12 protein-coding genes are annotated in these 13103 nt (G+C 29.3%); 3 read left to right on the top strand and 9 right to left on the bottom strand.

The genetic code is table 11. The features are described 5' to 3' along the window. Nucleotides 1–11: 11 nt before the first annotated feature. From LXD69_RS10575 to LXD69_RS10550, 6 genes are all read right to left on the bottom strand, one after another. Nucleotides 12–356 (bottom strand): Hpt domain-containing protein, encoded by a 345-nt coding sequence (locus LXD69_RS10575; protein ID WP_045968080.1) that lies wholly within the window; start codon nucleotides 354–356, stop codon nucleotides 12–14. Between the two features lie 9 nt (nucleotides 357–365). Further along, nucleotides 366–977, bottom strand: a complete 612-nt coding sequence (locus LXD69_RS10570; RefSeq protein WP_045968078.1) for a fumarylacetoacetate hydrolase family protein — start codon at nucleotides 975–977, stop codon at nucleotides 366–368. A 53-nt stretch (nucleotides 978–1030) separates the two neighbouring features. Next, a complete protein-coding gene (locus LXD69_RS10565; RefSeq protein WP_045968077.1) occupies nucleotides 1031–1804 on the bottom strand; it encodes a 3'-5' exonuclease in 774 nt (257 codons plus the stop codon). Then, nucleotides 1788–2039, bottom strand: coding sequence for a DUF2306 domain-containing protein (locus tag LXD69_RS10560; RefSeq protein WP_246915274.1), 252 nt, complete (start codon nucleotides 2037–2039; stop codon nucleotides 1788–1790). Before LXD69_RS10560 ends, LXD69_RS10565 begins: the two co-directional genes overlap by 17 nt. 25 nt (nucleotides 2040–2064) lie before the next feature. Then, nucleotides 2065–3378 carry a dihydrolipoamide acetyltransferase family protein gene (locus LXD69_RS10555; protein ID WP_246915270.1) on the bottom strand — a complete coding sequence of 438 codons (1314 nt, stop codon included), beginning with the start codon at nucleotides 3376–3378 and terminating at the stop codon, nucleotides 2065–2067. Between the two features lie 81 nt (nucleotides 3379–3459). Continuing rightward, the gene (locus tag LXD69_RS10550) at nucleotides 3460–4590 is read right to left on the bottom strand and encodes a glycosyltransferase family 2 protein (protein WP_246915268.1); all 1131 of its coding nucleotides are present in this window, start codon (nucleotides 4588–4590) and stop codon (nucleotides 3460–3462) included. A 130-nt stretch (nucleotides 4591–4720) separates the two neighbouring features. Between LXD69_RS10550 and LXD69_RS10545 the strand changes: the two genes are divergently transcribed. The 3 genes from LXD69_RS10545 (at nucleotide 4721) to LXD69_RS10535 (ending at nucleotide 8901) form a co-directional block, all read left to right on the top strand. Then, a complete protein-coding gene (locus LXD69_RS10545) occupies nucleotides 4721–6571 on the top strand; it encodes a CocE/NonD family hydrolase (protein WP_246915265.1) in 1851 nt (616 codons plus the stop codon). A 386-nt stretch (nucleotides 6572–6957) separates the two neighbouring features. Next, a complete protein-coding gene (locus LXD69_RS10540; protein WP_045968067.1) occupies nucleotides 6958–7851 on the top strand; it encodes a LysR family transcriptional regulator in 894 nt (297 codons plus the stop codon). 78 nt (nucleotides 7852–7929) lie between these two features. Then, complete coding sequence (locus LXD69_RS10535; protein ID WP_246915262.1) at nucleotides 7930–8901, top strand: YeiH family protein; 972 nt, start codon at nucleotides 7930–7932, stop codon at nucleotides 8899–8901. Here the strand turns inward: LXD69_RS10535 and LXD69_RS10530 are convergent. From LXD69_RS10530 to LXD69_RS10520, 3 genes are read right to left on the bottom strand one after another with little or no spacing between them, the layout of a single operon-like run. Then, entirely contained in the window at nucleotides 8898–11375 is a 2478-nt protein-coding gene (locus LXD69_RS10530) for a beta-mannosidase (protein WP_246915259.1), read from the bottom strand. The genes LXD69_RS10535 and LXD69_RS10530 overlap by 4 nt on opposite strands. Beyond that, the gene (locus tag LXD69_RS10525; protein ID WP_045968062.1) at nucleotides 11372–12040 is read right to left on the bottom strand and encodes a copper homeostasis protein CutC; all 669 of its coding nucleotides are present in this window, start codon (nucleotides 12038–12040) and stop codon (nucleotides 11372–11374) included. The genes LXD69_RS10530 and LXD69_RS10525 overlap by 4 nt, the downstream gene beginning before the upstream one ends. 40 nt (nucleotides 12041–12080) lie before the next feature. Further along, on the bottom strand, nucleotides 12081–13079 hold the full coding sequence (locus LXD69_RS10520) for an isoaspartyl peptidase/L-asparaginase family protein (RefSeq protein WP_246915256.1): 999 nt from the start codon (nucleotides 13077–13079) through the stop codon (nucleotides 12081–12083). Between the last annotated feature and the right edge of the window lie 24 nt (nucleotides 13080–13103).

Below are 13103 nucleotides of genomic sequence, written 5' to 3'. Positions count from 1 at the left end.
ATGTGGTGTAATTAAATTTTGAAGTCTTTTTTTAGCTCTTTTATTGCTAGGTCTACTCGTTCTTTTAAAGATTTATAAACTTCTTTAATTTCTTTCTTTTTCCCTTCTGATTTAGCCCATGTCATAATTTGAAGATTTTCTTCATAAGCTAAATCCATTCCAAGTAAATCTAATGAGGGTTTAATTTTATGAGCCGCAGCATACGCTCTTGAGTAATCTTTTTCTTCAACACCAACTTTTATTGATTTTATTTCTGCTGGTACTTCTAATAAGAAAAGATTTACAATTTGAAGTGCAAAATCGATATCGTTTTCGGAAATTTCATACACTTTAGATAAATTGTATTGCAATGCCATAAATTATATTTATTTAACTTGTATTTTAAACATCTGGTTCTTTTCTATATATCCTTCTAAAACATCACCTTCTTTGACAGATGCAACACCTTTAGGAGTTCCTGTAAAGATAATATCTCCTTTTTTTAGTGTAAAAAATTGCGATACATAAGCAATAATTTCATCTATTTTCCAAAGCATCAAAGAAGTGTTTCCTGCTTGTACAACATTATTATTACTCCTTAACTCAAAGTTAACATTTTCTAATGATGCAAACGATTTTTTCGGTAAAAAGGCACCAATAATCGCCGAATGGTCAAATGCTTTTGCTTTTTCCCAAGGTAGCCCTTTGCTTTTTAGTTCACTTTGTAAATCACGTGCTGTAAAATCTATACCTAATCCTATTTCGTCATAGTATTTATGAGCAAATTTTGAGTTAATATATTTCCCTACTTTATTTATTTTAACTAAGATCTCTACTTCATGATGAACATCTTTACTAAAGTCTGGAATATAGAATGGATTTTTTTTAGGCAGAACAGCTGTATCTGGTTTTAAAAAAATTACTGGTTCACTAGGTTTTTCATTGTTCAGCTCTGAGATATGGTCTGCATAATTGCGTCCAATACAAATAATTTTCATTTTATTATGTTGCCTAAGTTTAAAAATTACAAAACGACTTAAAAATAGCTTTCTTATAATTTTGTGTTTAATTTTCTTAATTTTATTGCTGTTAGCACTTTCTTTGTATATAAAGGAAAATCTGCGTTTTGTAACCAACTAAAATAACCTGGTTCTTTTTCTAAGATTTCTTCTACAAGTACTCCTTTATGTTTTCCAAAAGAGAAAACTTCTTTTCCTTCTTTATTTAATGCTATAAATCCTGCAAAATCAACTGATTTTTTGCGTGTTGTGAATTCAGATAATGTTTTTATATCATTTTCTAAATCTTCGTATCTATCTAATTGTGCTTTTAAAATTTCATACGTTGCCATTGTATCTGCTTCCGCACTATGCGCATTTTCTAAGCTTTCATTACAATAGAATTTATATGCAGCGCTTAATGTACGTTCTTCTTTTTTATGAAAAATTGTTTGCACATCAACTGAAACTCTATTTTTCATGTCAAAATCTACTCCTGCACGAAGCATTTCTTCAGCTAATAAAGGAATATCAAATCGATCTGAGTTAAAGCCTGCCAAGTCTGAGTCTTTAATCATATTATATACATGAGACGCTAATTCATTAAAAGTAGGCTCGTTTGCTACTTTTTCATCAGTAATTCCATGAACGGCTGTCGTTTGTGGAGGAATTGGAATTGTAGGATTTACTAACCATGTTTTACTTTCTTTATTTCCATTTGGATATACTTTAAAAACTGAAATTTCTACAATTCTATCTCTAGCAACATCAATTCCTGTGGTTTCAAGATCAAAAAAGCAAATAGGTCTATTAAGTTTTAATTCCATTATATTTTTTATTTTTAAGAAGGTAAAGTATAATAACTTCTGCAATTACTAAGTTAAAAATCCAACCTAACCAAGATACTATTCTGTAAGTATCCATTGGTGATGTTTGGAGCAAAAATACAATAATGTATTTAAACAATCTAAGAGAAATAGCAGATAATGTTAAAGCAAAGCTACGTATAGCAAATTTTTGATGTTTTTTGAAAATAAAAATGACAGGCAATAAACCTGTCATATATATTTATTAAATATTATTTAGACTAAACATCTCTGTTTATATCCCAAGCTTCTAAATATTCTGCTACTCTTTTTACAAAGCTTCCACCTAACGCTCCATCAACTACTCTATGATCATAAGAGTGTGACAAGAACATTTTTTGACGAATTCCAATAAAATCGCCTTCTGGTGTTTCAATAACTGCTGGAACTTTTCTAATTGCTCCAAGTGCTAAAATACCAACTTGAGGTTGATTTATAATAGGAGTTCCAAAAACAGAACCAAATGTTCCTACATTTGTAACAGTATAAGTTCCTCCTTGTGTATCGTCTGGTTTTAATTTTCCATTTCTTGCTCTATTTGCTAAATCATTTACTGCTTTAGCCATTCCTACTAGGTTTAACTGATCTGCATTTTTAATTACAGGAACAATTAAGTTTCCGTTTGGTAAAGCAGCCGCCATTCCTAAATTAATATTCTTCTTTTTAATAATGAAATCTCCATCTACAGAAATATTCATTCCAGGGAAGTCTTTTAATGCTTTTGCTACTACTTCCATGAAAATAGGTGTAAAAGTTAGTTTTTCACCTTCTCTTTTCTCAAAAGAGTTTTTAACTTTCTCTCTCCATTTTACGATATTAGTAACATCAACTTCGATAAAGGATTGCACATGAGCAGAAGTCTGAATAGATTCTACCATATACTTCGAAATTAATTTACGCATTCTATCCATTTCTACAATTTCATCTCCACCATTAACAGATACTGGTGTAGCTGATGAAACTGTTTGAGATTGAGCTACTGGAGCTGCTTTTTGTGCCGCAACAACAGACGAAGAAGCAACAACAGGTTGATTTCCTCTATTTTTTATATAATTTAATATATCTTCTTTATTTACACGTCCGTCTTTCCCTGAACCTTGAATTGTTTCTAATTCTTGAAGAGAAATTCCTTCTTCTTTTGCAATATTTTTTACTAATGGTGAGAAGAATTTATCTGAACTTGAAAAATCTTGTGGTGCGGAAACCGTTTCTTTTGCAGCCTCAATTGTTTTTTCTACTATAGCTACAGGAGCAGCCACAGCCTCACTTTGAGTTGCTTCAACTTGACCTTCTCCTTCTGTTTCAATTATTGCAATTGTTTGCCCTACTTGGACAACATCATCTGTATTAAAAAGAATTTCTATAAGTGTTCCTGCAACTTCAGAAGGTACTTCACTATCTACTTTATCAGTAGCAATTTCAAGTACTGCTTCATCCATTTCAATTTTATCTCCAACGTTTTTCAACCAGTTGGTTACAGTTGCTTCTGCAACACTTTCTCCCATTTTGGGTAATTTCAATTCAAACTTTGCCATATTTTTAAACTATAGTTGTGTTTTTCTATTTGATTTGCAAAAATACTAATTTTTCCATCTGTTTATAAAGAATATCATAAATTATTTTAATACAATTACTTCTCCTCTATCATTTGAATTATTACTACCAATTATATAACTTGAATTACTAAAATAATTCTTAAATGTCATTTTCTTTGATTTATTCTCAGTCATAAATTTTATTATTTCTTTATATGAAAATGAATTTGTATCAAAAATAACTTCAATATTTCTTTCTTCGTTTCTTTTAAATTGATTAAAAGAATCTAATCTTTTAATTGGCTTTGATACATTTAATTTTGCATCTGATTTTGTAAAAAACACATATTCATCAATTATGTTTATTTTATTTTTTTGTTGGTTTTTCTTAGAAAGACTAAATAAGAAAGTTCCAACACGCATTATTACATCAAAAAAAACAGATTTTTTAAAATGTTTCTTATAAAAGAACTGCATTGCTTCTTGAAATCGCTTCATATAAGTTCCATCTCTAACTGTGCTTTCTCCTTTATAATGTATTACACTTGTTTCGTGATAGTAATAATTGCTTTTTCCTAGCTTTTTAATCATATAGCTTAAATCTATATCATCAGAATACATAAAGCAACTTTCATCAAATCCGCCTACTTCGAGATATAATTCTTTTTTCATTACCATAAAAGCACCAACTAATATATCAACTATTCCAGATTGATCTTCTTTAATATGTTGAGCATAATATTGGTTAAACCACATTGATTTTGGGAAGATTTTATACAATCTAAATATTTTAGTAAAAGCAATCCATGGTGTTGGCACTCCTCTTTTAGATTCTGGTAAAAATTCTCCTGTTCCATCAACTAATTTACAACCTATAATTCCTGTGTTATCGCTCCAATTTTTAATATTTAAAATCTTTTTAAATGTGTCTTCTGCAACAACAGTATCTGGATTTAAAATACAAATATATTCTCCTTTAGCTTCAGCAACTCCTATATTGTTTCCTTTTGGAAAACCTAAATTCTCTTTATTTTCAATCAATTTCACATTTGGAAATCGATTTTTCATCATTTCGCAACTACTATCAGATGAATCATTGTCTATTACGATAATCTCTCCTTGAATACCTTCAAGTGATTTCTGGACACTTAGAACGCATTGCTCTAAAAAATAGCGTACGTTATAGTTAAGAATGATTACGGATAATTGCATTTTGCGAATATAGTTATTCTTACAAACTTTTTAAAAACTAATATATAATCATACCATTAAATTTATTCAAAAAAACTTAATATCTTCGAAGAACTAAATAAACATCTATTAATTCACTAATATCTATTAAATGAAATTTTTAATTAAAACCTTATTATTGATTTTGTCTTTAAGTGCTTTCTCACAAGAAGATTTGGCATCAAATTATGACAAAAAAGAGATTTATATTACTATGCGAGATGGTGTAAAACTGTTTACTTCTATTTATATACCTAAAGATATTTCAAAGGATAAAAAATATCCTTTTTTAATGCAACGTACATGTTATAGTGTAGCACCTTATGGAGAAGAAAATTTCAAAAAATCGATTGGTCCGAATACTTTTCTATCTGAAGATAAATATATTTTTGTATATCAGGATGTTAGAGGAAGATATATGAGTGAAGGAACTTTTACTAACATGACACCACAAGTGGAACACAAAAACAAGAAAAACGTTGATGAAAGCACCGATACTTATGACACAATAGAATGGCTTATAAAAAATATTAAAAACAACAATGGAAAAGTAGGTCAATATGGTACTTCTTATCCAGGTTTTTACACTGCTGTTGGAACATTAGCAAATCACCCTGCTTTAGTTGCTTCATCTCCACAGGCTCCTATTTCTGATTTCTTTTTTGACGATTTTCACCATAATGGTGCTTTCTTAATGGGATATTTTAAAACTTTTCCTGTTTTTGGAGTACAAAAAACAAAAGCAGAAGACAAAGCTTGGTACATGGATCAATATATTAGACCTACTTCAAAAGACGGTTCGGTTTTCTATAATGAATTAGGCACAGTAAAAGAAGCAACCGATAAATATTACAAAGACAACTTTTTTATGCAAGAAATTATTGAGCATCCTAATTATGATGATTTTTGGCAAAAAAGAAATTTATTACCTCATTTAAAAGGAATAAATCATGCCGTGATGACTGTTGGAGGTTGGTATGATGCAGAAGACTTAACAGGTCCTTTAAATATTTACAAAACAATTGAAAAAACAAGTCCAAAAGCTAAAAACACTATTGTTATGGGACCTTTTTCACATGGTGGATGGAGTAGAGAAAAAGGAAAACATTTTCATAATGACATTTATTTTGGCGATAGTATTGCTACTTTTTATCAAAAAAATATTGAATACAAATTCTTTGATCACTATTTAAAAGGAGATTCAAAAACTACTGTTGCTCTACCAGAAGCTTATATGTTTGATACTGGTAAAAAAGAATGGAATGAATTTACAAATTGGCCTCCAAATAAAGCAAGTAAACTTAATTTTTATTTAAGTTCAAATGGTAAATTAGAAACTAACAAATCAAGTAAAATTGAATTTACCGAATACTATAGCGACCCGAATAATCCTGTTCCAAGTAGTATAAATTATGCTGATTTTAATGGTTTTACACCAAGAAACTACATGAGCGAAGATCAACGTTTTGCTCTTAGTCGTCCTGATGTAATAACTTTTACTACCGATTATTTAACTGAAGACACTACGCTTGCGGGAGAAATTATGGCAAAATTAAAAATTGCTTCTTCTTCAACTGATGCTGATTTTGTGATAAAACTAATTGACATTTATCCGCTTGATGAGCCAGAAAATAAAGACAAACCTAATGTGATTTATGCAAATTATCATCAAATGGTGAGAAGTGAAATTATGCCTGCGCGTTTCAGAAACAGTTTTGAAAAACCAGAAGCGCTAACTCCAAATACGACTACTGAAGTTAATTTTAGGTTACAAGATGTTTTACATACGTTCAAGAAAGGACACAAAATCCAAATCCAGATTCAAAGCACTTGGTATCCTTTAATTGCTGTAAATCCTCAAAAATTCTTAGAAAATCCATATTTAGCAAACAAAGAAGATTATACTAAAGCTTTTATTAAAGTATTTAATGATAGCTATATTGAAGTTGATGTTTTGAAATAGAAATTTACAGAAACAGCCCAATAATTTTTTATATTCATGAAATAGATTATGAATACTAAACTGTTTTTGAATTAAAACCACTGTAAATGATTAAACAAAGCGTATCATTTACAGTGGTTTTGTAATTATAAGTTTAATTTCTTGTAAAACAAACGAATCAAATACGTTATTAAAATTTGAGAATCCTATTCTTAAAAAAATGAAAATTATTATAACGGAATTAAAAAAGGTTTAGAAAAATTAATTTCCGATTGGAAATAAAGTACCTTGTCTGTTTTTAAAGATATAAAAAACTTTAAATGCTTTATCTTTGAACAATAAAACTATTATTGATTAAGCTATAAACAATATTATTGCTTATCAAATAAAAATTATATCTAAGTATTATGTTTGATTTTCGTTTACAAGTCTTTCATAAAGTGGCAAAACGACTCAATTTCACAAAAGCAGCGGATGAGTTATTTATTACTCAACCTGCTGTTTCTAAACATATTCAAGAAATTGAAAGTTATCTTAAAATAAAACTGTTTGAAAGAAATGGATCTAAAATTAAATTAACGCAAGCTGGAATTATTTTACTTTCTCATACTGAAAAACTTTTTGAAATTTACCGTGATTTAGAGTTTGAACTCAATACTGTGACTCAAAAGTTTAATGGAAAACTGAGAATTGGAGCAAGTACTACAATTGCACAATATGTTTTGCCGCAAATTTTAGCTCGTTTTCATGAAAAATTTGATCATCTTAAAGTTTCCCTAGTTGCTAATAATACAGAACAAATTGAAATTGCTTTACAGAACAATGAGATTGATTTAGGTGTAATCGAAGGGAAATCTAAAAAATCCTATCTTAAATATACTCAGTTTGTAAAAGACGAAATTGTTTTGGTTGCAAATAGTAATAATTCTATTTCAAAAAAACAGAATATTACTATTGATGAATTGAAAAACATTCCACTTTTGTTTAGAGAGCAAGGTTCTGGAACATTAGAAGTAATTGCGCATCATTTAAAACCATTAGGAATAAAAATTTCCGATTTAAATATTGAAATGCAACTAGGAAGTACTGAAAGCATAAAGAATTATATTCTTAACAGTAATTGCATGGCTTTTTTGTCTGTTCATTCTATATTTACAGAACTTAAAGAAAACAAATATAGTATTATTGATATTAAAGATTTTGTGATAGAACGCGATTTCTATTTTATTCAACAACAAGGGCAAACAGAAGCATTACCTGAATTATTTATGAAATTTGCTAGTCACTATAACTTTAAGTAATGGTGTATAATATTTAACCATTTCCTTTTATAATATTCTTGACTGAATTTTGTATCAAACAAAAATTAGTTTTAAGTAATGAAAAATCAAGATAAAAAGGGAATTGAATCTATATTGAACAAAAGTATTACAACTAGAGAATTGATTTTTTTATTAGCTGTTGTATTTTGTTTATCGCCATTAATTACTCCTCCTATTGCTTTATTAATGGGATTAATAATTGCACAATTTATTGGCCATCCCTATTTACATCTTAATCATAAGGCTACTCATATTTTATTACAGTTTTCTGTTGTTGGATTAGGCTTTGGAATGAATATTACAAGTGCTTTACAAGTAGGCAAAGAAGGTTTATTTTTCACTATATTATCTATTATAGGAACTCTGATTGCTGGTTTTTTCATTGGAAAATTTTTAAATATAGAAAAGAAAACATCGTATTTAATCTCAACAGGAACAGCTATTTGTGGTGGAAGTGCAATTGCTGCTATTTCTCCTGTAATAAAGGCAAATGAAAAACAAATATCAGTAGCATTAGGCACTATATTTATTTTAAATTCTATTGCTTTAATTTTATTTCCCTTTATAGGACATCAATTGAATTTATCTCAAACACAATTTGGAATGTGGTGTGCCATTGCTATACATGATACAAGTTCGGTTGTAGGTGCTGCAAACAAATATGGATCGGAAGCATTAGAAATTGCAACTACAGTGAAACTTGCACGAGCATTATGGATTATTCCTCTTGCTTTTTTATCTACTCTCCTTTTTAAGAATAAAGGCATCAAAATAAGAATTCCTTATTTCATTGGATTATTTGTTTTGGCAATGATAGCAAATACTTATATTCCAATAGTACAGCAATATAATCATTATGTAACAGGACTTGCAAAAGCAGGATTAACATTAACTCTATTTCTTATAGGATGCGGATTAAACAGAAAAACCTTAACTTCTGTTGGCTTTAAACCTTTAATACAAGGCTTAATCGTTTGGTTAGTTATTATGCTAGGTTCACTTTTTATGATTATTTCACTTGTAGTTTAATTTTTAAGTGTGTCAAATAATGATTTTACTATTATATTTTCTATTGGACTTGATAAATGAATAATTCGTTTTTCATGAGGTAAAAGATCAAAATAATTTTCTTCAAAATGAACTCCTTCTGAAAATAAAAAAACATCTTTAGCTAACGTATTGGTGGTTATTTCTATAGTTGTTTCGTTTTGTCTTTTTATAATAATAGTTGGTTTTTTTAATTTTAATTTCTTTGGTTTTACGAAGTAATAATTTGATGTTATTTTTTCTTTATCTGTTTCTAATTTCACAGATAGGACTACTTTTTCTTGATTAACTTTTTGTAACAAAGAATCATCTAAAACAGTTATTATTTTATTTTTATTTTCTTTAATAGTGATATATTCTTCTTTATGCCATAATATGGTTCCATCAAAATCTATCAATTGAATTTTTAAGTTCCCTTTTTTTGTTTCTACCTCATCGTTTATTCCATAAATTACGTACTTTTCATTTTCTTTACACACTGATAAAAGTAACGATTCATAACTCCTTTTTACTTGATAATGAAAAGCTTTCCAATTACCATAATAATCCATAGAACTCCATGAAGTAACTGGCCAACAATCATTTAATTGCCAATATAATGTTCCCATACAATAAGGTTTAGCTCGTCTATGAGCTTCTATTGCTATTTGCATTCCTCTTGCTTGTAACAATTGTGAAACATATAAATAATTATCAAAATCTTTAGGCACATGATAATCTCTTTCCATATACTCTTTAATGGTTTCATACCCTACAGGATGCTTTTGATGGGTTTTTATTGCTTCATTTTTCCATGATAATTTATCTGTAAAACTGGTTATTGTTGACAATGCTGGCATACCTTGAAAGCCATATTCGCTCATAAAACGTCCGACTTTTTTTTCATAGATTTCAAAAGGTTCTTTTCCCCACCAAACTCCCCAATAATGGGAATCTCCTTGATATAAACTTTCTTTTTTTCCCCATCCAATAGAAGGTGACGACGGCCAATAAATGGTTTGTTTATTAGCAACAGTTTCTTTTATTGCATTTGGAATAATTTCATGAAACATTTTTTCATAGTCGTTCCAGATAATATTTTCCTCTTCTTTTGTATAATTATACTGTTTTTGCCAACCCCAATTATGCCATCCTTCGTTTATTTCGTTATTTCCACACCATAAAGCAATACTGGGATGATGTTGTAATCTGTTTACTTGATCGATTACTTCTAATTTTACATTTTCTAAGAAAGAGTCATCTCCAGGATACATGGCGCACGCAAACATAAAATCTTGCCAAACTAATATTCCATTTTCATCACATGCTTTATAAAAACTATCCGAAGCATAAACTCCTCCACCCCAAACTCGTAACATATTCATGTTCGCTTTTTTGGCATTGATTACAATACTTTGATAAATACTATCTGTTACTCTAGATATGAAACTATCTGGTGGAATATAATTAGCTCCTTTCATAAAAACAGGAATACCATTTATTTTAAAATAAAAACTACTACCAATAGCATCTTTCTCTCGAACTAATTCAATTGTTCTTAATCCAATTTTTAATTCTTTTTTATCGAGTATATCTCCGTTTTGAGATAAGGTTAATCCGAAACCATATAAATTTGGCTCTCCTAAACCATTGCACCACCATTTTTTAGGTTGATGAATTGTATCGGTCCAGTTTATTTTGTTTTTCCCTTTGGTTAATTGTTTTATAAAAGTATTTTCATTCCACTGGAAATGATATGTTCCTTCTTCTTCACAAATAATATCTGCCATCCATTCTATTTCTGCAAAAGAATCTTCTAATTGTTTTTGATCATATTGAAGGTTTTCGATAATTGATTTATTCCAAAATTTTAACTGAATAGTGTCAATTATTCCGCATGTTACTAATCTTGGCCCCCAATCCCATCCATATTGATATTGCGCTTTTCGTGTGAAAATTTTTTCTTCTCCTGGTAATGTATATTTTAACTTTTCGCTCTCTTTTCTCCCATTTTTAACAGCCGATTGGAAATAAATTGCGATTTTATTTTTTCCTTCTTTTAGATATTCTTGTACAGAAAAAGTCCATTTTCTAAATTGATTATTTGTTTTACTTATTTCTTTTCCGTTAACATAAAGTATTGCATAAGTATCTAGTCCAAAGCATTCTAAATCAATATTTTTAAACTGCTTTTCTTTTTTAGATAGATAAAAATCCGTTTCATATATCCAATCTTCATTTTCAACCCATTGTACTTTTTTTTCATTTGTTTCTAAAAAAGGGTCAGGAATTAATGCATTCGCTAGCAAATCGGTATGAATTGTACCTGGAATTGAAGCTTTATATTTTATACTGTCTTTAGCATTTTTAAAATACCATTCTTCATTTGCTAAATTTTTAATATTTTGTTGAGACCAAGAAAAATGGACTATAAATAAAAGTGTATAAATTTTTATAGTTTCAAATTTTATCTTCATGATAAATTCTTTTTTAATTGAATTACCTCATCAAAATCGGTTATTTCTTCTTCTTTTTTTAAAGCTGCGCTATGATAATATGATGCATTTATATAACTATCTAAAAGTTGAATATTTGTAGCGCGAATACCTCCTCCTGGCATTATTGTTATTTTATTTTTAGATAATTGTAAAAGTGTTTTCAATATTTCTTTTCCTTCTAAAGCAGTTGTAATTATTCCCGAAGTAAGTACTGTTGTGAATCCTAATGTTATAAGTATTGATAAAGCTGTTTTCTTATCTTCTATAGTATCAAAAGCTCTATGAAAAGTACAAGGTAATGGTTTAGCAAGTTCTAATAGTTCTTTATTCCTCTCAATATCTATTGTATTTTGTGGTGTTAATATTCCAAAAACAAAGCCATCAACTCCTAATAACTTCATTTCTTGGATGGATTGTTTCATTTGTAAAAAAGCTTTTTCTGTGTAATTAAATTTACCTCCTACAGGTCTTATCATTACATATAAGTCTGTACGAATTTTATTTTTAACTTCTTTTACATCTTCTATTTTGGGAGTAATTCCTCCTATTTCATATCCTTCACAGAATTCAATTCTATCTGCTCCTGCTTTAGAAGCTATTATTGCTGATTTTACATTGAAACAGGCTATCTCTATTTTTTTCATATTATATTTAAGTTCGGAAAAGACTCTTTATCAATGCTTATTATTTTAAGTAAAAATCAGCATCTACTAATCTGTTACCTGATGTATCATGAATTGCATAATTAAATCCACCTTGTACACAATAAGAACCATGTTCTCCTTTTTTATTTAAAGCGATAAATCCTACTTGAATATCTTTTAGGCTTTTATTTCTATTTTTAGTCAGTTTTACAATACGCATAACTGCTTCTTCACAAGCCTTTTGAGGTGTATGACCTTGACGCATTAATTCTACTACTAAATGACAACCTGCAATTCGTATTACTTCTTCTCCATGTCCTGTAGCCGTGGCAGCTCCTATTTCGTTATCTACATATAAACCCGCACCAATAATAGGAGAATCTCCTACTCTTCCATGCATTTTATACGCCATTCCACTAGTTGTACAAGCTCCTGATAGATTTCCAAATTCATCTAAAGCAATCATTCCTATGGTATCATGGTTTTCAATATTCACTTCTGGTTTGTATTGACTTTTTTGAAGCCATTCTTTCCATTCTTTTTCAGATGCTTCAACTAATAAGTTCTCTTTTTGGAAACCTTGACTTAATGCAAACTGTAGAGCTCCATCACCTACTAGCATTACATGAGGTGTTTTTTCCATTACTGCTCTAGCTACTGCGATAGGATGTTTTATATGTTCTAAGCATGCAACTGATCCTATATTTGAAAATTCATCCATAATACAGGCATCGAGTGTTATTTTCCCATCTCTGTCTGGTCTTCCTCCATATCCTACACTTCTTTCATTTGGATCTCCTTCTGGTATTTTTACTCCTGCTTCAACTGCATCTAAAGCTTTTCCTTTTCGACTTAAAATTTGCCAAGCTGCAACATTTGCTTCTATACCAAATCGCCATGTAGAAAGTACAATTGGTTTCTTAACTTTTTTATATTTTGTATCAATTTGATTTTCTTCTTTGAATTGAAAAGAACTCATAGCCATTCCTACAGTAGCTATTACTGACGTCTTTAAAAAGTTTCTTCTATTATTTTTCATTTGTTTGCATTACTATTTTTTATT

This window comes from Flavobacterium sediminilitoris (genome assembly GCF_023008245.1).
In the GTDB taxonomy this organism is placed as follows: Bacteria; Bacteroidota; Bacteroidia; order Flavobacteriales; family Flavobacteriaceae; genus Flavobacterium; species Flavobacterium sediminilitoris.
This window is presented reverse-complemented; position numbering and strand designations above follow the sequence as displayed.